Source organism: Paenibacillus pinistramenti (assembly GCF_005869875.1).
Classification (GTDB): domain Bacteria; phylum Bacillota; class Bacilli; order Paenibacillales; family Paenibacillaceae; genus Fontibacillus; species Fontibacillus pinistramenti.
The window spans coordinates 15,927-36,342 of sequence record NZ_VAWG01000005.1; the positions used below are offsets into that span (position 1 = coordinate 15,927).

Annotated in this window: 15 protein-coding genes; 4 read left to right on the forward strand and 11 right to left on the reverse strand. The window is 55.6% G+C overall.

Going from position 1 to position 20,416, the window contains the following annotated elements; translation table 11 throughout:
* Genes FCN15_RS08375 through FCN15_RS08385 form a run of 3 tightly spaced genes read right to left on the reverse strand, consistent with a single transcriptional unit; the run spans nucleotide 1 to nucleotide 4,910 of the window.
* Nucleotides 1-1,818 carry a DUF2194 domain-containing protein gene (locus tag FCN15_RS08375; protein ID WP_162515324.1) on the reverse strand — a complete coding sequence of 606 codons (1,818 nt, stop codon included), beginning with the start codon at nucleotides 1,816-1,818 and terminating at the stop codon, nucleotides 1-3.
* Between the two features lie 25 nt (nucleotides 1,819-1,843).
* Nucleotides 1,844-2,734 (reverse strand): hypothetical protein, encoded by an 891-nt coding sequence (locus FCN15_RS08380; protein WP_138494565.1) that lies wholly within the window; start codon nucleotides 2,732-2,734, stop codon nucleotides 1,844-1,846.
* A complete protein-coding gene (locus FCN15_RS08385) occupies nucleotides 2,727-4,910 on the reverse strand; it encodes an NAD-dependent epimerase/dehydratase family protein (protein ID WP_138494566.1) in 2,184 nt (727 codons plus the stop codon). Before FCN15_RS08385 ends, FCN15_RS08380 begins: the two co-directional genes overlap by 8 nt.
* 128 nt (nucleotides 4,911-5,038) lie before the next feature.
* Here FCN15_RS08385 and FCN15_RS08390 point away from each other — a divergent pair, with 128 nt between their 5' ends.
* On the forward strand, nucleotides 5,039-6,439 hold the full coding sequence (locus FCN15_RS08390; protein WP_138494567.1) for a DUF4832 domain-containing protein: 1,401 nt from the start codon (nucleotides 5,039-5,041) through the stop codon (nucleotides 6,437-6,439).
* A 179-nt stretch (nucleotides 6,440-6,618) separates the two neighbouring features.
* Here FCN15_RS08390 and FCN15_RS08395 read toward each other — a convergent pair whose 3' ends face one another.
* From FCN15_RS08395 to FCN15_RS08425, 7 genes are all read right to left on the reverse strand, one after another.
* The gene (locus FCN15_RS08395) at nucleotides 6,619-7,512 is read right to left on the reverse strand and encodes a carbohydrate ABC transporter permease (RefSeq protein WP_138494568.1); all 894 of its coding nucleotides are present in this window, start codon (nucleotides 7,510-7,512) and stop codon (nucleotides 6,619-6,621) included.
* Between the two features lie 18 nt (nucleotides 7,513-7,530).
* Nucleotides 7,531-8,421, reverse strand: a complete 891-nt coding sequence (locus FCN15_RS08400) for an ABC transporter permease (protein WP_138494569.1) — start codon at nucleotides 8,419-8,421, stop codon at nucleotides 7,531-7,533.
* 103 nt (nucleotides 8,422-8,524) lie between these two features.
* A complete protein-coding gene (locus tag FCN15_RS08405) occupies nucleotides 8,525-10,270 on the reverse strand; it encodes an extracellular solute-binding protein (protein WP_138494570.1) in 1,746 nt (581 codons plus the stop codon).
* A gap of 200 nt (nucleotides 10,271-10,470) precedes the next feature.
* A complete protein-coding gene (locus FCN15_RS08410; RefSeq protein WP_138494571.1) occupies nucleotides 10,471-12,051 on the reverse strand; it encodes a response regulator in 1,581 nt (526 codons plus the stop codon).
* Entirely contained in the window at nucleotides 12,048-13,817 is a 1,770-nt protein-coding gene (locus FCN15_RS08415) for a sensor histidine kinase (RefSeq protein WP_138494572.1), read from the reverse strand. The genes FCN15_RS08410 and FCN15_RS08415 overlap by 4 nt, the downstream gene beginning before the upstream one ends.
* Before the next feature lie 209 nt (nucleotides 13,818-14,026).
* Complete coding sequence (locus FCN15_RS08420) at nucleotides 14,027-14,887, reverse strand: WYL domain-containing protein (RefSeq protein ID WP_138494573.1); 861 nt, start codon at nucleotides 14,885-14,887, stop codon at nucleotides 14,027-14,029.
* Complete coding sequence (locus tag FCN15_RS08425) at nucleotides 14,874-16,184, reverse strand: helix-turn-helix transcriptional regulator (RefSeq protein WP_138494574.1); 1,311 nt, start codon at nucleotides 16,182-16,184, stop codon at nucleotides 14,874-14,876. The genes FCN15_RS08420 and FCN15_RS08425 overlap by 14 nt, the downstream gene beginning before the upstream one ends.
* Nucleotides 16,185-16,795: 611 nt before the next feature.
* Here FCN15_RS08425 and FCN15_RS08430 point away from each other — a divergent pair.
* Together FCN15_RS08430 and FCN15_RS08435 are read left to right on the forward strand one after the other, a co-directional pair.
* Nucleotides 16,796-17,911, forward strand: coding sequence for a slipin family protein (locus FCN15_RS08430; RefSeq protein ID WP_138494575.1), 1,116 nt, complete (start codon nucleotides 16,796-16,798; stop codon nucleotides 17,909-17,911).
* A gap of 64 nt (nucleotides 17,912-17,975) precedes the next feature.
* A complete protein-coding gene (locus FCN15_RS08435; RefSeq protein ID WP_138494576.1) occupies nucleotides 17,976-18,770 on the forward strand; it encodes a nucleotidyltransferase domain-containing protein in 795 nt (264 codons plus the stop codon).
* 187 nt (nucleotides 18,771-18,957) lie between these two features.
* Here the strand turns inward: FCN15_RS08435 and FCN15_RS08440 are convergent, their stop codons facing one another.
* Nucleotides 18,958-19,761: a PaaX family transcriptional regulator C-terminal domain-containing protein gene (locus FCN15_RS08440; RefSeq protein WP_138494577.1), complete on the reverse strand. Its 804-nt coding sequence runs from the start codon at nucleotides 19,759-19,761 to the stop codon at nucleotides 18,958-18,960.
* 121 nt (nucleotides 19,762-19,882) lie between these two features.
* Between FCN15_RS08440 and FCN15_RS08445 the strand changes: the two genes are divergently transcribed.
* The gene (locus FCN15_RS08445) at nucleotides 19,883-20,392 is read left to right on the forward strand and encodes an MBL fold metallo-hydrolase (protein ID WP_138494578.1); all 510 of its coding nucleotides are present in this window, start codon (nucleotides 19,883-19,885) and stop codon (nucleotides 20,390-20,392) included.
* Nucleotides 20,393-20,416 lie beyond the last annotated feature (24 nt).

Here is a 20,416-nt window from a genome sequence, read left to right on the forward strand (position 1 = left end):
TCATGCCTCGCTAAGGTGGATAGTGAATTCCGATTTCGTCACGGTGACGAGCAGGATGCCGTCTCCGATCTTCTTCACGGTGCAGCCGGACAAGTTGGCGGCCGTTTTGCGGGTACGCAGGATAAAGGACGCTTCGCCTTGAAGCGGAGTCACTTTGCCCTTGATCACGTCACCGCTCTGGCTGAGCTCGATATCGCTGGACAGCAGATTTTTCATATCGATTGCAGCCTCTGTGGCCGTCTTGGCCTGCAGCCATGGATAATTCTTCTGCAGGCGGGACATTACCGTGCTGTAATTCTTATAGAGCTCCTCCCAGGTCATTCCCATGCTCCGCTCACTGTCAAGTACGTCGTCCGGATGGACGAAATGAGAGAAGAAGCCGTAGGAGGTCAGCACGCTTGCCGCGGTCCACCGTTCAAATGCTTCATCATCATATCCCGAGGTCACCCGGGGCATTTCCAGAATGCCGTCCTTGGCCTGCTCAAACTCTTGTACATAAGAGATACCCGCAGCGTCCTCTGCAAAGACGGAGGAGATGACGGCCAGGTTATTCCAGCTCTGCTTAAGGGCTTCGCGGCCGCCCGGATCGAGTACATTGGAAGGCGGCACATACGTAAACAAGGAATAATTCGGGAAGCTGCGCTTGAAATAGCTCAGCGCTTCCTGCACCGAGAGGGCCATATCGCTGGTGCTGTTCCAGGTCTCGTAATCATAATAGCTGCTCTTGTCCGGATCGGTCGTGAGCGACTGGTGATTATAGCCGTGCAGTCCGATTTCGCCGCCGCTCTTGATAATTTCCCGTCCGTAGCTGATCAGGCTTTCAGGATCGGCATCCGATGGGGAGGCGAAAGGAGGCACCACCTGATTGTGATACGATTCAATCAAAACGGCCGTGAATTTCAGACCATAACGTTTGGCGGCCTTCAGCATATCCGGCCACCAGATTTGTTTAAAGAACTCCTGGCGGTTCAGCTGGTAAATCTTGTAGATGTCCGGATCAATCGAGCTGCCGTACGGCGCCGGCCAGTCATCAATATACATCAGCTTGGAGTTATAGATCGGATAGATGAAATCCGGCATCATCATCGAGACGGCTCCTGTAATAATTCCGCGGTTAATCTTCTCCTGGAGCATCGTGCCGTTGAAGACCATGACGGAGCCTTTGCCGGTATCATAGCTCCACAAGAGCGGCATGCCCGACGTGGCTGTGGCATGAACCTGTGCAGACGGATCCAGTTCCACCTGCATGACGGTATTCGTCATAAACTCATCATCGATTTCAAGACCTTTTTCGCCGAGCAGGACCTCGTCCTTCAGATGAATTCCCTGCTCGTCGGAATAGTCGCCCGCGTCAATAATACCGAATTTGCGATACAGTCTAAGAAAGGCGTCGCTCTGCTCCGGCATCGTAGCCAGGAACAGGTGACCGCCCTGGTCCAGATAGCCGGCGAGCGTGTCCGGGTCCTTCACGAGCGTGAGGTCGGTCAAGGCAGATATAACGGCTCCGCAGCCGGACAGATTGAGCGTCTCCTTGCGAAGATCCACTGAGACCGCCGCTTTGCGCATATCGGTCAGCACCCGCTGGGCCTGCTCCTGAATGCGGACATTATAGTCGTCTTCGCCGTCATAAATCACGCAGAATTTGGCGCCGGTTACGTTCGGAGCAGCGGGCGGTTCGTTCTTCCATTCTGCAATCTTCGTCTGCAGATTGCGGTTATGGCTGAACTGCTGAAAATAGCGGGTATGCGTCAGAATCAAAACTGCGCCGATCAGGACGATACCGGCCAGAATAATGTAGATGCGGGGATTGAGTTTCATGGGCTGTTCGTTCATAAATGGGTTGTCATGCTCCTTCCGACCAGAACCTTACAGATTTGAGTCCTTCGCTGGACAAGCGCGCGCCCGACTGCTTCAGCCGAAGCAGCGCATTCCGGAACAGTTCCGGGGAGCGGGACGTATAGTATAAATTCATGAGCAGCAAATAAGGCTCTTCCCGGTCTGGAAAACGATCCGCATACTGCAGGGCCGCATGCTCTGCGGCGGCGAAATTGCCAAGCTCCAGCTCGATATCCGCTTTCTCTTCATAAACGGTGAAGGCAACCGGATCGGCGTCAATCCGGCTCTGGAGCACTTCAGCCAGCGTATATTTCAGCCTCTGCAGCGTGCCGGCATCCAGAAAGCCGCTGCGGATATAATTGCGCAGGACCTCGGAGTAGCCCTCGAGGAATTCGGCGTCACTTCGCGACGTTTCATACCGGACGGACAGCTCCTGCAGGGAGCGGTTCAGCTTTCGCTTCAGCTCAACCAGGGCACTGACGGCATAATGGGACGTTTCGGTATCCTCGTTGGCGACAGCCAGCCGCAGCACCTCCAGATAATCGGTGGCGTCCTGGTTCAGCAGGTCAATCATCGTCCGCCTGCGGGTGCCGAGATCTCCGACCAGCAGCGCTTCCTCAAGGGGAACGACGTTGAGCTCCTTCTCGGTGTCCCGGATACGCAGAACCCGATAGGGGTCGTCCTGGGCATCATGACGAAGATACGACTCCAGCTTCTCCGCCCGGTCAGACCGGAAGGAGGATGTTTTGCGCCAAAACAGCGGAAACAGCAATCCGAGCACCGGAAAGGCGGCGGCAAATACAAATTTGACCACAGCTTCCCTTGGCGAACGGCGGTGCAGAATTCCGAACAGGACGGCACAGAGCGCCGCGTAGAGCAGATAAACCGCTTCAAGCATAATGCTCCGTCCCTTCCGGCGGCATGAAGGCGAATTGTTCTCTCAGGCGCCGCGAGATGCGTTCCGCATCTGCCTGACTGGAATTGCTCAGCAGGATCAGAAGCTCTCCGTCCGTCCCCATCCCGAGATAATCCGTTTCCCTGAGCGAAGTATGGATGCGCTCAATCTCATCGCCCGATGCATTGCGCAGCCCGGTGTGCAGCACTGCGAAGTCCGTGCCGATCTGTTCGCTGGCGGCCTGCTTGCTCGCCAGAATCTCCATGAACGCTTCTGTGCGTAGCACGCGCCGTTCATCGGCATCCACATACCGCTGGGCTGCGGAGGCGTCGATGTAGGCGTGAGCGCGGGACAAAGAGGAGGAGATCAGCTCCACTGCGGTCTTGAATAAATTCTGGTAGTACAGAGTAAAGCGGCGGAATTCGACAGAATGAAGGGAAACAACGGCCACGACCTCTCCCCGGCTGACAACCGGAGCAGAGAGCAGAGGGGCCTCCGGATTCAGCTGTTTGTTGACGTACACCTGCTGGTCTTGGAGCACCTGGATCAAATATTCGTAGTCGTCCACCTTTAAAGAGCGCGGAACCACAAACAGCTCATTGGATGAACGGCCTGCAAGCCGCAGATAGTTCCGGTTCTTGTTCACCGTATAAATCGTTACTTCATGGGTCTTCATAATATTCTCCAGCACGCCGATGGCTGCCAGGAAGATCCGTTCGGGCTCAAGGCTGTCCAGCTCCCGGGTGACGGCGTGCATTTTGCCGAAGCTGTCTTCGGTATTTAGAATCTGCTGCTGAAGCTCGTCCTTGACCGAGCGCGTTTCTTCATAGACTTCATATAGAAAAGCGTACTTCTCCTCCGACTGCTTGAGTTCCGCCTCGGCCTGCCCCAGGCGGGTAATCCGCCGTTCGACACTGTATCCGACAATGAGGCCGACCAGCAGGTAAAGAGCCAGCTGGAAGAACAGGGTCGAGTCGTACAGCAGCGAGACCGCGTCCCGTCCGCTTTCCGTCTGTTCCTGGACGAAGAAGGCGATTGACAGCAGGGCGGCCAGCATGGATTGGCGGCTTCCGTAGAACAAACCCATGAAAATGATATACACAAGCTTAAAATCAATCCCCGCGTAGGCGGTCCGCTCCAGCAGTTCGCTCAGCGCATATACGGCTGCAAAGGCAGCCAGGTTCTCGGCATAAGGAAGGAGCGTCTTAAACCGGCTTCGAAACGGCGAAGGCTTGTCTTTAACCGGCTTCGGCGAAGGGGAGCCTGCCATCTCTTTAACTGTCCGCTCATACATCCGCTGCAGCCCGGTTTTCAGATTATATTTGGGAGCCCAGTCCAGGTCCTTCATAATCCGGCGGTTATTGAGCGTCGAACGGTAGATATCGCCTTCACGCGGCGGACCGTAGGTTACGGCCGTTTCGCCATACAGCTGCTGGAGCTCCTGGATAAGGTCGTTAACGGAAGCCTCCGCTGCTGTCGACAAATTGTATACCCCGGTCAGCGAGGAGTAGGAGGCCCGGTAGATCGCATCGGCCACATCCTCTACGTAAATGAAATCGCGCGTCTGGCCGCCGTCGCCGTTGACGGTAATCCCTTGGTTCTTCTTCATCTGATTAATGAAGATCGAGATCACGCCGCCTTCGCCGCTGCTGCCCTGCCGGGGGCCATATACATTGGAGAAGCGGAAGCACAGCGTATTGAGGCCGTACATTTCGGACCATTTGGCGCAGTAGGTTTCGCCGATCATTTTATTGATGCCGTATGGTGAGATAGGGGCAAGCGGAGTAGTCTCGGGAATCGGAACTTCTTCGGTCGCTCCGTAGACGGCTGCAGAGGAGGCAAAGAGAAATTTGCGGACCCCATAGCGGCTTGCCAGCGTCAGGATATTTGTCAGGCCAAGCACGTTGGACTGCGCATCCTGAACAGGATTTTTCATCGAAGTGGATACATTGACTTGGGCAGCGAGATGCACTACGGCATCGAAACGGTTGCTCCGGAATACTTCCTCGCATGCAGGGTCTTCGACGGACAGCAGATAGCTTTTGTGCTTAAAATCGATATTTTTCTTGTTTCCTGAGGTCAAATTGTCGATAATATAAACGTCGTAGCCCTCTTTGTAAAATCTTTCGGCCACAAAAGAGCCAATAAAACCATAACCGCCCGTAACAAGCACTTTCATTCCGTTTCCCCGTCCTATTTGTTTATTAATGACCTAAATGTTTAGTTAAGTAATTCATATTTAAGGGCTTTTGGACTAGATAATCAATGTATATTTTTCCATTTATTAAAATTGAAAGGTAGATTTAGATGAACAAGAAGCCCCAAATATTGGCTGCCAAGCTGCTAAAAATAAGCCTCCTTCTGCTGCTGTGCGCGAGCGCTGTCAGTGCAGCATCACCGCAGCCTGCCCTGTCGGTCAATTTTCCTGTCGAAACCGGCGACGTTCTTTATAATCCGTATATCGGATTTGCAGCGGATGCTCGTGAGCCTGAAGAGGTAAAACAAAAAGTAACGCTTGTCCACGCCAATTTGACATGGAAGGATCTGGAGCCTGAAGAAGGGGTTTATGATTTTTCGGCGATTGAGGAGAATTTCAACTTCGAGTATTGGAAGAGTTACGGGGCCCGGATCATTCTGAGGGTCGTGCTGGACTACCCGGGGGAAGAGAGCCATATGGATATCCCGGACTGGCTCTACGAGAAAATCGGGGAGAAGGGCACCTGGTATGACAATGATTACGGAAAAGGCTTCAGCCCGGACTACACGAGTACAACCTTGATTGCCGAGCACAAGAAGCTGATAGCCGCTTTGGCTGACCGGTATAACAACGACCCGTTCGTGGCCTTCATCCAGCTCGGAAGCGTCGGGCACTGGGGGGAGTGGCATACGATGGACAGCGAGCCTGGATACATTCCATTTCCCAAACGCCAGGTGACCGACCAGTATGTCGCGCCTTATGTGCAGTACTTTACGAATAAGCAGCTGCTGATGCGCCGGCCGATGCAGGCTGCCGCGAAATATGGCATGGGGCTGTTTAACGATGCTTTCGGCAAGCACGATTCCACGATCGACGGCTTCCTGAACTGGTATACAAACGGGTATACATCCTGGCTGACGCAGGAGCAGGAGCCTGCAATGCCGGACTTCTGGAAGACGGCGCCGAGCGGAGGCGAATTCTCCGGGTGGGAGCAGTTTATGCAAAATTCTGCACTGACCGAGACTCTGGCGCAGGCCAAGTCGACGCATGTATCGTGGCTGGGTCCGGATGCTCCGTGGAACGCGGAGCAGGGGGGAGCACTCCAGGCGAACATTGACAAATTTTTGAAGACCATCGGCTACCGGTTCGTCATCCAGAAGGCCGTGTACGAGAAGGAACGGAAGCCGGGCGAGACGCTGCATGTTCGGATGATTACGGTCAACCGGGGCGTCGCGCCGTTCTATTTCAAGTGGCCGCTGGAGCTGTCGCTGGCTGATGCGCAGGGGAACGTGAAAGCATCCGTCCGCAGCTCCACGGACATCCGCAAATGGCTGCCGGGCAGCAGCACCACTACGGTGTATTTGACAGTGCCGAAGGGGCTGCCGGCTGGCACCTACACGGTGCAGGCCGCTATTCTTGATCCGGATACCGGCCAGCCCGGCGTCAACCTCGCCATTCAGGGGCGCGGGGAGGACGGGCGCTATAAGCTGGGGAGCTTGGTGGTTCGCTAGTTAAGGGGTTAATTAGTGGTTCGTTAACCTAATCAGCAGATCCTTATTTGCAATCTTCATAGCTAACAAGGCCGGCGGAACTTCCGCCGGCCTTTCTCATAACCTCTGTAATTTCAACCTCCTGCTATTCAGCCTCCTGCTATTCATCCTACATCTAATCCTGCACCTATTCCTTTCCCTTACTCCTTCACCGACCCCAGCGTAATCCCGTGAATGAAGAACCGCTGAATGAATGGATAGATGAGCAGGATTGGAATCATGGAGATGATGATTTTTGCCGCGTTAAAGGTGCGGTTGGAGACCGCCATCGCCTGGGCGAGCTGCTCCGGGGACATGGAGGTCATGGCCTGCGCGCTGAGCTGGGCGACCAGTGTCTGGATGTACGTCTGCAGCGGGTAATGCTCCTGCTTGTTCATCAGCACCAGGCCGTCGAAGAAGGAATTCCAGTGGAACACGATGCTGAACAGCGTCACGGTGGCGATGGCCGGCAGGGACAGCGGAACGAACAGCCGGGTCATGATGTACCACGGGCCGGCGCCGTCGATTTCGGCGGCTTCGCTGAGCTCTTTGGGCAGGTTGCGGAAGAAGTTCATGAGCAGAATGACGTTAAACACCTGCACGGCGTGCGGCAGCACCAGCGCCCAGATGGAATCGAGCATGCCGTAGGATTTGATGGTCATAAACCAAGGCACAATGCCGCCGTTGAACAGCATGGTGAAGACCAGGAACCACATATATACATTGCGCATCCGGAACTGCCTGGAATCCTTCGACAGCCCGTACGCCATCATAATCGTCAGCACAAAATTAAGCAGACCTCCAAGCAGTACCCGCTCCACGGAAATGAGAAACGCGCCGAAAAATTTGCTGTCCTCCAGCACCTTCTCATAGCTCGCCGTGGTCGGCTTGATCGGCGTGAGCAGCACCTGGCCGGCGTCCGCCGCCGTCTTGTCGCTGAACGAGACAGCTACGGTATGAAGGAGCGGGATCAGGCAGGCGAGGGTAACGAGGATCAGCAGCGTGAGAATGGTACGGTCAATGATCCGGTTCTGAAGACTATCTCTTCCCACCATAGGGGTTCACCTCATTCGTCAGAAGATGCGGTAATTGGCAAAACGGCTCGCCATCACGTAAGAGACAACGACCAGGATGAAGCTGACAACTGACTTCAGCAGGCCTACTGCGGTAGCAAGGCTGTACTGGAGATCGTTCAGGCCCACCCGGTACACATAAGTGTCGATAATGTCGGAGGACTGGTAGACGAGCGGATTATACATGTTAAAAATCTGGTCAAAGTTCGCGTTCATCACATTGCCCAGGGCCAGCGTCGCCAGCAGCACGATCGTTGTCCGGACGCCGGGCAGCGTGACATGCCACAGCTGGCGGAACCGGCTGGCCCCGTCGATGCTCGCTGCTTCGTACAAGACCGGATTAATGCCGGTCAAGGCGGCGAGATAGACGATGGCGTTGAAGCCGAATTCCTTCCAGACATCCGTTGCGACGATAATGGCGGGGAACCACTTGTTGCTCGCATAGAACAGTACGGGATCAATGCCGAACAGGCCGATAAATTTGTTTGCGATGCCGTCGAGCGAGAACAGGTCGAAGAAGATGGTCGCCAGCAGCACCCAGGACAGAAAGTGCGGCAGGTATACGATCGTCTGGATGGTCCGGCGCATAAACCGCTGACGGAGTTCGTTAAGCAGCAGGGCAAAGACAAGCGGTACGATGAGGTTGGCGATGATTTTTAGAACGGCCAGGAAAATGGTGTTAAAGAAGATTTGCCGGCTGTCAGGCAGCTGGAACATGTAGGTGAAATTTTCGAGCCCGATCCACTCCGAGCCGGCCACGCCGCGGGCGGGCTTAAAATTTTCAAAGGCCATGGCGGCGTAGTAGATCGGGACGATGCTGAACAGGATGAGAATGAGGATGCCGGGCAGCACCATCAGGTTATAATGAAGCTCATTTTTCCGGGAGCGCATCGGCTTTCACCGCTTTTCATAGTATTTTGAGCAGAAGGGCCCCCGGCGGTTCAGGCAGGGAGCCCCGCTTACACTGCGCGTACTCGTAAAGGATGTTTCGGGTTTACTTGTCGTTTACGGCATCCGTCACTTCCTTCGTAATCTGGTCCCCGCCGAGCTGCTTCCATTGGGCGACAAAGTCGTCAAACGCATCAAGAGGCAGGTCACCAACGATGATCTTCAGGAATGTTTCGTTCTCAAGCTTCTCCAAAGTGGTCCACTTGGTTTCCATGGTGCGGGTCATGCCGTAGAAGACGCTGTACACTTTCTCCATGTCCGTCTCCGCCAGAACTTTGCCGCCGTAAGCATAGGCAGTGGCCGGCTTCCAGGCGTCCATGTTTTTCTTCGGATTTTCTTTATCCAGCACGGTAAAATCATAGACCAGCTTCGTATCCGGATCGAAGGTATTAGGATCAATTTTGCCTTCCAGCGCCTGCTGCACATCGTTGTAGCGCTTCACGACAGCATCGGCGTAGTCGAGCAGCAGGTCGAACGGATAGAAGTTGCGGATGTGAACGCCGGTTTCGGCGGCGTAATCATCAAGCTTTTTCGCGTCGGCACTGTTGTCCTGTCTGCGTTCGTAGCGGGTGAACACGTTCAGCATCTTGACGGCCGCCTCCGGATGCTCATAGCCCTTGCGGACAACAATGTAGCGGTCGGTGACCGGCGCCATATGGGTGACAAATTTGCCGGAGGCGTCGGCAGGAGCAGCGTAAGCGCGCCATTCAGCTTTTGTGTCATTCGTAACGGAATCGGCAAGCGGCCAGTAAGGCATCCACCACGGACCGAAAAAGATGCCCGTCTTGTTCGCCACAATCGGCTCCTGCGTCTCCTTGTAGAGCGCGAACTGCTTGTCGATCAGTCCGCGTTTATACCAGTCGGCCAGCTTCGCAAGCGCCTCTTTGTTCTCCGGCGTAATGGAGCCGTAGACGATATTGCCGTCCGCATCCTTGATCCAGTTCTTAGGGAAGGCGTGGAACGCACTGAAGATCGAGTCAAAGCCGTTCGGATTCGGCTTCTGGCCGTAGACGACCTGCTTGTCGCCCGTGATGCCGACGGTGTCGTTCTTCCCGTTGCCGTCAGGGTCCTGCTGGACGAATGCCTGCGCGATCTTCTCGACGTCATCCATCGTCTGCGGAGCGGGCAGCTTCAGCTTGTCGAGCCAGTCCTGGCGCACCCAGAGAAGCGAAGGCGCGTCCGCGTCAATCGCGACGTTCGGCAGGCCGTACACTTTTCCGTCAAACGTGGCGTCTGCCAGCGCTCTGCCTTCCGTCGATGCGTAGATGTCTTTAACGAGCTTGGAGCCGTACTTGTCTAGGGAATCGGTGAGGTCCTCGAGCATATCGTTGTCGATCAGCTTGCGGAGCTGGTTGCGGTCGACGACAACGGCATCCGGCAGATCATCACTGGCGATGGCGAGGTTGACCTTCTGTTTGAAGGCGTCGTCGCCTTTGGCTTCCCAGGCGTGGACGACTTTGATGTTCGTAAGGCTTTCGAAATAACGGGAGACGATATTGTTGTCGTTGGTGTCGCCGTCCTTGAGCTTGTCGTCAGGAATTTTGAACCCGATATTGAGGGTGACCGGGTCATTGTACTTCTCGTAGGCGAGATTGTCGCCCGAAAGCTGAGGGGCGGTGCTGCTGCCATCATCTCCGGCCGCGTTTGAGCCGGTATTGGAGCTGGCAGTATTGCTGCCGCCGTTTGCGCTGCTGCTGTTGCCGCCTCCGCCGTTGCCGTTGCTTCCGTTGCCGCACGCACCGAGCACCAAGGCGAGAGCCAGTGAAGCTGTGAGCAGTTTCATTTTCTTCATAACGTTCCCCCGTTTCAATGAATGGCAATTTCAAATGGAATGGTAATCTCAAATGGAATGGCAATTTCAAATGTGTTAACCTGCCGCATTTGGTTACGCTTTCATTTTATGACGGGAAGGGATTCCGCAGGGAGGGAAATCCGGTCTTTCCTGCGGAGGGACTGTCGGCGGTTAGCGAACGAAAATCACCCTGCGCCGGATCAATTTCTACCCCTTGCCCGGTACTCGCTCGGCAGAAGCCCGACGCGTTCGCGGAAGATGCGGCTGAAATATTTTTCGTCTTCAAAGCCGGCTGAGGCAGCCACTTCGTAGACGGGGGCGTCCGAGTTAAGCAGCAGCGATTTCGCCAGCTCGATACGAAGCCCGCGCAGCGCCTCTCCAAAGGGCTGGCCGGCAAATTTGGCGAAGCACTGGCTGAAATAGCTCCGGCTCATGCTGATCACGGCGGCGACATCCGCCTGGTTGATCTTCTCGCCGGCATGGGCGCGCATGTAGAGGAGGGCGCGGATCAGGCTGTACATGACCTCTTTGGAAAAAGACAGTTCGAGCATGCGCCGCTGGACCAGGTCGGCAAAACGGCGGAACCATACCCTCCAATCGCTCCATAGGAGCATATGCTGGGCTTCCGCGGCCAGCAGCGCCGTATCCTGCGGACTCCCGATGAGCGTCCTGCCCCAGTCGCGGAGCAGGGCTGCGGCAAAGCCGCGGATATGCTGGCCGTCCGGACGGAGCATGGCAATCCGCCGCACGAAGTCGTGCCAGTCGGCATCATACAAAGCCCACTTCAGCCCGCTCCACTCGCGGAAGGCCTCGCCCGTCAGCTGCTCTGCTCCCGGCTCTGCGGGCCTTTGCGCCGCCTGGGCCGATTGCAGCTCTGCCGCGGTAACCGCGGCAATCTCATTGGCGCGCTGCAGGCCGTAGAACAGCTGCTTCGGCAGCTGCCTCGCGAGCAGCGCCTTCATCTCGCCGGCCGGCCTGCCGGCGAGCCCCGTTACCAGCGCGGCCAGCCAGCGGCCTCCAGCCGCGCCGCCAAGCCCGGACTGCGCCTCGTCCGGGGTGAGCGGGCGGGGCAGCGGGACCATCCACGCCCCGGCTTCCAGCTCAATCAGCGGATGGCGCTGGAGCAGGGGCAGGCGGAGCAGCTCCGCGTCCAGCTGCGGAGCATCCGGCTTCGGGCCGCCCGGCGGGGGGCTGCTCAGCGGGCTGCCGCTTTGCGAGCAGCCGGCCGTCCCCGCCTTTGGGCCGCCCAGCGGGCTGCCGTCCTGCGGGATGCCGTTTAGCAGACGGCAGTCCGTCCCGGCCTTCGCCCCGCCAGCCGGGACCAGCGCCAGCACGCAGTCCGGCAGCGACTCCCGGCTGCCCGTGCCCGGCATAGCATCCGGGCGCGGACGGCTGCCTTCCTCGAACCGGATGCGTTCCACAATCCGGTTCATGACCTCGTCGATGGTCTCCATCTCCAGCAGCGTCTTCACAATATAATCAATCGCGCCAAGCCGCAGCGCCTCCTGTACAAAATCAAATTCATGATGGCAGGTCAGAATTACGGAATGGATGCCGGGATACCGGAACCGGACCTGCCTGATCAGGTCGAAGCCGGAGAGCCCGGGCATGGTAATATCGGTAAACATCAGCTCTGTCTCCTGATGCTCAAGCAGCTCCAGGGCCGCCCTGCCGTCGGCGGCTTCCCCGACGATCGAGATGCCGTAGGAGGCCCAGTCAATCAGCGAAATAAACCCTTTGCGCACCAGCTTCTCATCCTCAACAACAATCGCCCTGATCATTCTTCCAGCTCCTCCTTCATCTTGGATGGGAATTGAATCGTAACCGCCGTACCGCTGCCGGGCCGGCTCTGGATGTCAAGCAGCGCGGCATCGCCGTAGAAGCGGTGCAGCAGGCGGTTCACATACGAAAGCCCGATGCCAAGGCCGCGGCGTTTCGAAGGCTCCTCCTCCTGAAGCAGCGACATGGCCTCCCGTTCAGCAAGGCCCGGGCCGTTGTCTTTTACCTGCATGAGGATCATGTCCGATTCAGCTCCGGCGGAGCGGATCGTAACCTCAATCCGTCCATTGGCTTCGCTTGCGCCGTGATAGATGGCGTTCTCAACAAGCGGCTGCAGCAGGAAGCGGGGGATTGCGGCATTCAGAACGCCGTCTTCGGCCTTAACATCAAACTCAAATTCATAATCATAGCGGATGCGCTGAAGCTCCATATAGTTCTGCAGCGCTTCGATTTCTTCGCGCATGGTCACGATAATGCTCTGCTTGCCAAGGTTGTAATGCAGCACCTTGACGAGCAGCGTCACTAGCCGGTCGATTTCCTTCTGGCCGTTCATGCGGGCCAGCCACTGCACGGTATTCAGCGTATTGTGCAGAAAATGCGGGTTAATCTGGCTGAGCAGCTTCTCGACCTCCAGCTGGCTTTTCTGCTTCTCGTTGTGCTCTACGGCCGCAAACAGCTCGCTGATCCGGTCCTTCATGTCCTGGAAGTTGCCAAGCAGAAAATCAAACTCCTGGACGTTTGTATAAGAGACCGGGGCTTCAAGATTTTCAGCCATCCGGACAATCTGCCGGTTGACCTTGCGCAGAGGTCCGTAGACTTTTTTCCAGATAGATAAGGCAATCAGGAGGGCAAACAGCAGCGTGGCAACCGCCAGGACGCCGATCCGCAGGAACCAGACCCGGATTTCGCTGTTAAAGCTGGATTTCTTGACCGCGGCAATCAGCTGCCAGCCCTGCACGCTCTCGTAGCGGAACATCAAATAGTTCCTGTAGTCGGCAGAAACCTGTGACGCATCGTTCCATTTTACTTCAGCCAGGCTGGCCGGGGCAGGGGTATCCGGGTTCTCGACATAAGTCACTTGGCCGGCTTCATTAACGAGCAGATGGGACAGCTTGATGCCGTAGGACTGCTGGTTCAGGATTTTTCGAAAGAGATTGTAGTTGGATTCGAGGTATACATAGACCTTCTGCTGTCCGGTGGTTTGAACCGCGCGAAGGGAGGAGAACACGATGTTCTCGCTCTGCCGGTATTTCGTCCGGTGCGGCCCGAAGTAGGTGGCGCCGTTGTAGCGCATGAAGGCGGGAAGGCCGTCAACGGTGAACTCGCTGCCAATGTTAAAGTTCGTGAACAGCACGGGGTCCGGCTCTTCCGGCATGACATAGGCCGTGATTCCGAGGTAAGGGTTCGTGAAATTAACAAGCGTAATCTTATCGTTAATATCCGACATGATGCTCATTTTTCGGTAGACCTGGCCCTCCTGGAGAAAAGCTGACACCTCGCCCACGATCTGCCCGTCGAGCGCAAACTGTTTGGAGGCGAAGTCCAGGTTGTTGATCATATTTTCCAGTGCTGCAGCTTCCTGCTTGAGACTGGCGTTAATGCCGATTTGAATTTTGTTCTGGAGAATGGAGTAGATGGTGAAATAGGTGATGATGCAGATCAGGACCAAGGGCAGAAGGCATGCGGTTACGAGATAGAGGACCAGGGAGCGTCTGAGAGATCTGGCGGCAGGCGGGCGCCCCAGAGGAATGCGGTTCAGGCCGGGCATGTCATCTCTCCCTCACTATTAGGATGGCACTCAAAATGATAGCGTTTTCAAATGGGCTGATTTTGGATGTATTATAGCACAGCGTATGCGGATTCAGGGGAATTATCGCTTCGAAAAATAACTTCTGCAGGCCGTACCTGCGCGCCGGCACTGCCTGCAGACTGAGGGCCTGAATTCTCCGCAGAATTCAGACCCTGTCAGGCCATTCATTATTGTATCTTTGCAGCAGACACTGCTTCATGCTGAGAAGACGGGATGTCCTCTTCGCGCGCACTGGCCCCGTAACGCTCCAATGCCTTCGCCGACGACTCCAGCATCCGCCTCTTTAAGTAATCGCCTTCGGTTACACGAACCCGCTTCCCCAGAAAACGGAGCTTGGAGAGCAGATACTCCATCTCATCTCCGTTTAACGTCACCCTAACCCGGTAGGTATCGTTCTCCGCGTCGTATTCAACCTGTTTCTCGAAGCTGGAGAAGCTGTACAGGATCCGGGACAGCTCTTCATTATAGGAGCGGACAATTTCAATGCAGACCTCACGTTTGCGTGCTTCAAGCGATGTGCCGAGCCTGCTGAGCATGCGGTCCGCGGCTGCCGGATCGAGAGCCTCCGGGGCGGCGGCGTGGATATTTTTCAGCCGGGTGCTCATTAAGGCGCGGTGCCGGGTGTGATACCAGAGCAGATACCATTCCTGTTTGACCATCGAGTATTCAAGTCGGAAAGGGAGACCCGATTGCTCTTCATATACACGGCCGTTCTTCACCTCATAAGTAATGCGGATGCCCGCTTTATCCATGATATACCGGCGCAGAGGCCGGAGAAGCGGATGGTAGACCTGCGGCTGCCGGCTGCGGGCTCTTTCCAGCAAGTGAAGGGAAGTATCCATCCTCTGATCCTGCCCAAGTGCCGCATGCAGCTTCGCCAGAGTGTCTGCCGTGAAGGCGTCTGCCGCGGCGGGATGCTCCAGCATGGTCTTCAGCCACGTCCGCTCATGCGAGGTGACCATGAAAGCGCCGGAATCCTCCAGGCGGGAAAGAATCTGATAATTAAAAATCTTCTCAAACAGATTCATAATAAGCGTGAATCTCCTTCCATTCGGCAATCATCTCCCGGCGCAGCTTAAGCGGCTCCAGAACTTCGCAGCTGGAACCGAAGCTTCGCAGCCAGGGTTTAATTTCTGTAGTTCCGTTTACGGTAATTTCGTAGATAAAGGAATGCTCCTCCTCCGCAGTAATCTGTCCCCACTGTCCCTGCAGCAGCACCCGATCCCTGACGAAGTTGGGCTCCTGGCCCTCCGGATTGTAGAACCTGGCCCGGACCGTTACCGGCCGCCCGGTGTCGACCAGCCAGCTGTATTTTATTTTCTCCGCAAGCTCGCTTTGCTTCTCCTCATACCAGGCCTCATCTACGGATTCGTCCTCTTCGATCTGCGTAATCCCTTCCATACGGTATTTCCGGATTCCCTCCCGGCCGTGGGACAGCAGATACCATCTGCCATATTGATGATCGTAGACCACCTTGAGGGGCAGCGTCCTGTGAACCTTGCCCTCGGTTTCCCGTTCAAACAGGGGGTTGGTGTTTCTGGAGGCGTAACTCTTCTCCGTCTTTGGAGAGAAATACAGAAAATGGACCCTGCGGCGGCAGCGGATGGCCTGAAGCAGCGTGAAGAGATGCGCTTCATCCAGAATTCTCGAATGATAGTGATATTTATATAAAAAGGGTTCCACGGCAGTCGGCTCAGCCTCTTTCCGGAGCAGCCGTTTCTTGAGCCCGTCCCGGAGCAGGTAGCCCTGCACGGAAGGAACCTGCGTATTCGCCATCACATCCACAAAGTCATACAGGTCGATAAGCTCGTCATCTGTTAAGCTGCTCACGAGGTCGTCCTGTATGCGGTAGCGGTAAGGGCGGGGACCGGGCTCCCTGATAATCACCCCCACCTCCTCCAGGTATTTGAGGTCCGAGCGGATGGTCTTCTCATCAGGCAGCGGCAGTCCGGAGGACAGGCTGCTGCAGCAAAGCTCCAGAAGCTCCCTTGCGGTCAAGGCCTGCTCATTCATCGCGGCAAGCAGCAGCGATATTCGCTGGCTTTCGGATTCCTTAACGGATTTGGCGCGGAACAGAAATAACAGCAGCGGGTCGGCGGAGTCGTAGGAGCTGAAGCGCAGCGTTTCGGTTAATTCCCTGTCCTGCTCCTGCGGCAGCTGCGGGTGCAGAGCTTTGGCGACCTCCTTAAGCCGCCGGATTGTTTTATCAAAGGTATGAACGGAAATGCCAAGCCGCTTCGCGAACTGCTGGCGGTTAAAGGCTCCGCGGGTCAGAACCAGCATCCTTAAGAATTGGATTTCTTTATCAAAGCTTTCTTTAGCCAAGGTGAATCCCCCGTTCCCATCAGACATCTTCTTCCATTGTAACAGGGCGGGGCGTTTTGGGGATATTGGAAAACTTTATGCCGTGTCGTAATACTTTCACCATGTTCATCCAGAAGCAAGTAAGCGATGATTAAACCTGTAAGACCTGCTTTCTTGTCCGGCGGCCGTAACGAGGCCGGGATATTGGATTGTCCCGCAGTGCCGCGCCTTCTAGGCTGCGGTATCCTGTGCGGCCGGATTAGAGGAAGCTTGATTGAATGGAGGAAGCTCATTTGGGGTTCGATTCCCCATCGCCTGCGAAGCGATTCTGGTGAAGCCTCGACTTAAAATCGAGCCAATATTAACAACTGTCTAAGACCAACGGATAGAATCCCCGGCGGCTGGTTCAGCGCACTGCAGGAAGGCTATGCAATCCGCGGATACCGGCAGGCGTAATTCCGGGAGGCTTCCAAGGAGAAAGGGCGGTAAGGGCAGCTGATGTCAGGCTGCTCTGTCGTCTCAATGATCCCCGGGGACAAATCCCGGCAGACCGCCTGCCTGAAGCGGGATTCCGCCGCACCTGCAGGGGGATTCTTGATCCATGGTCAAACAAGGAAGGGAGCTGGATTTAGATGTTTAACAAAGTCATTATTCAAGCTGACGAGCGCGGCTTATTGTTTCATAAAGGAAGTTATGTGAAGAAGCTGATGCCGGGGACTTACCGCTTGTTTCCGGGATTTTCTTACAAGGTTGAGGTGCTGAATATCGCCAAGCCGTTCCATTTGGAAGGCAGAGATCTAAAGCTTTTTCTTCACGATGAAGATCTTGTGCGGGAGCTGGAAATTGTGCAGGTTCAGGACCACGAGTACGTGCTGCACTATGAGGACGGTCAATTTGTGCATCTGATGAAGCCTGGAGTCTACGCCTTTTGGAACATACTGAAGAAGCACACCTTCTTACATGCAGACATCCGGGAGCCGGAGCTGCCCGGCGGGCTGGACCGTTCGATTCTGCCGAAGATTGCCGTTTATGTGCAGTCCATTGAAGTTGCGAGCCACGAAGCCGGATTTTTGTTCTATGACCAGGTGCTGCAGCGGGAGCTTCCTCCCGGGAAATACTATTTCTGGAGAGGCCCGGTTTCAGCAATGGTCAAAACCATTGACTTGAGGCAGCAGCAAATGGATCTGATCGGCCAGGAAATGATGACAGAAGACAAAGTGACGCTGCGGCTGAACTTTGTTTGCCAATACAGGATTCTGACACCGTCGCGGGTGCTCGAGATGAAAGGGTTTGACGAGCAGATTCATATCCAGCTTCAGCTTCTGCTCCGGGAATACGTCGGAACACTTAAGCTTGACGATCTGCTGAAACGGAAAGAGGATGCCGCGTCGTTCATCCTGGCCCGTTTGCAGGAGAAGGAGAACGGGTTCGGCGTACAGTTCCTGAGCGCAGGGATTAAGGATGTCATTTTGCCGGGAGATATGAAGGAGATCCTGAGTACCGTCCTGCTGGCAGAGAAGAGGGCACAGGCCAATCTGATCACCCGCCGGGAAGAAACGGCCTCGACCCGCAGCCTGCTGAATACGGCCAAGTTGATGGACGAGAATCAAACCTTGTACCGGCTGAAGGAGCTGGAATTTCTCGAGAAAATATGCGAAAAGATCGGCTCCATCTCTTTGACGGGCGGCGGCGATCTGCTTGAGCGGCTTGGGGCTTTGCTTGGTGACAAGAGAGCGGCAGGCCAGTGAGGCAAGGGGGGAAGGTCAGGCAGCAGAGTTCAAATGATAACGAATCTAAAGAGGAGGGAGATCTATGAGCAGCTATCATGAGAAAATTTTGTTTGAGCTTGAGCGGATAGAACAGGAAGAGGAGGTGCAGATCCTGTTTGCCTGCGAGTCGGGCAGCCGCGCCTGGGGATTCCCTTCCAAGGACAGCGACTACGACGTGAGGTTCCTTTACGTAAGGCCTGTCGAGTGGTATTTGTCCCTGTATGACAAGCGGGATGTCATCGAGCGGCCGATTAACGATCTGCTGGACATCAACGGCTGGGATCTGCGCAAAGCCTTGAACTTGTTCCGGAAGTCGAACCCGCCGCTGCTTGAATGGCTTCAATCCCCGATCATTTACCGGGAGAATCATGCCATCGCCGAAGAGATCCGCCGGCTGTCTCCATTTACTTTCTCTCCAAAGTCGTGCATGTATCATTATCTTCACATGGCCAAGGGGAACTACCGGGATTATCTACAGGGCGAGCAGGTGAAGATTAAGAAATATTTCTACGTTCTCCGACCGATTCTGGCCTGCGCATGGATTGAGAGCCATAACACCATGCCGCCGATTGAATTCGGGCACCTGGTCGAGGCGGCAGCGCCAAGCGGGCTTAAGCCGGTGATCGGTGATCTGCTTGTCCGCAAGAAGGCAGGCGACGAAATGGATTATGAGCCGAGAATTCAGCCGATTAACGATTACCTGGAGGACCGGATCGAATATTATGAGCGGCTGGCACCGGGCATTAAATCGTCAGGCGAATTGTCCGGCGGGGGCCAGGAGCAGCAGCTGGATGAATTGTTCCGCACCGTGCTGAAAGAGGTATGGAAGGACAGGTAACCTGCGAGCGGCATCTGCGTATGCCCCCAGGAGCTGCTCTTGAAAGTCATTCAAGGCATTCAAGGCATTCGAGGCCGGAATGATCAGCGAAAAACAGAGACCCGCAAGAAGAGGCCTGCCAGCCGTTCTTCTTACGGGTCTTTGTGCTCTTGCTCCGTCATCTGGCTTTTGTCTGTTCGCCGCCATCCTACAGAAGGCCGTTCACAAACCCTTTGTAAGCCGATGATGCCGGAATAGCGGAGGCGATCCGGATAAGCGCCTCCCGGACCTCGAGGAGGAAGCTCTTGCCGAGCCAGCCGGACGGCAGCAGTTCGTCGGGCAGCATGGGATCAAGGAGGCCCAGCTCCGAGTTCACATCCCCCAGCTCCAGGAACGCCGCGAACAGGGGGAGGCCGTCCTCCGGGTCTGCCTGAAGGAGCTTCGCCGCTTTAGGCTGGAATTCAGCGCGAAACCATTCCACTCTCTCCCCATAAGTCTGGTGAAGGTGATCCAGCCGCCACAGCTGAACGGCCTGCTCCGGTGTAATTTCATTGTGCAGAATGGAGCCTTCGGTGATCGTCACATAAGACTGCACCTGCGCAGCGGCCGCCAGCTCAAGCGCTTCCCGGGCGTGGTCCCAAGGCGACAGGTAGACGCTCTTGTACAGCGAGGCGTAGCCCAGCTCCAGCAGGCTGCTCCGGAAGACATCACGCCTGCTCCGCTCCGATTCGGGAATCTCGAACAGGACCCAATGCCATTTCCGATCCCAGGGCTGCCCGTATAGGAGGGGCTTCCGGTTGATGGTGCCCAGAAAGGTACGGCCCTGTCCTGTTATGGCATAGCTGGACCTTGCAGGCGACTCGATGTAACCGTCCTTCTTCAATCTAGTCAAGGCATTCCGGATCAGCTGATGGGAGATGCCTCTGGCTTCATATATAGCGACAAGCTGCTTCACGTCAACGCTCTCCCGGCTGGAGAGCAGAAAGAGCAGCTGTTTCTCGACGGATAACATGGATAAACAGAAGACTCCCTTCGGATGATGGAAAGTATTGTTGACAAAAGAACGCTCAAAATATAATGTATACTCCAACGAACGTAAATAAAAATATTATAAATTGGAGGGCGAGGAGATCATGCGCATTCAATATCACGGACATTCCTGCATTCAGGTGACAGAAGGACAGCACTCCTTGATCATCGATCCGTTTCTGACCGGCAATCCGCTTGCCGTTACGGATGTCTCCGGCATCCGGGTGCAGTATGTGCTCGCCACGCACGGTCATTTTGATCATATCACCGATGCGGCTGCCCTGGCAAAGCAGAACGGCGCGGCGGTAATCGCCGTGGAAGAGCTGGCTTCCTATCTGACCGAGGACGGAATACGGACGGAGCCTATGCATGTGGGGCGCTTTGCCATTGACGTGGCGTTCCTGCCGATTGGGGGTCGGTTTACGATGGGGCCTGAAGATGCTCTGACTGCAGCCGTATGGACGAAAGCCCGCTGTGTCGTTCCGATCCACTATAATACCTTCCCGCCCATCCGGCAGGATGCGGCTGCTTTTGTAAGCAGGCTGCAGGGAAGAGGCATCCAGGGCCGCGTGCTTGAGCCCGGAGAAATCCTGACCGTTTCGGCGGCTGATTAGCGGCTGATTAATAGAGAGGAGGCG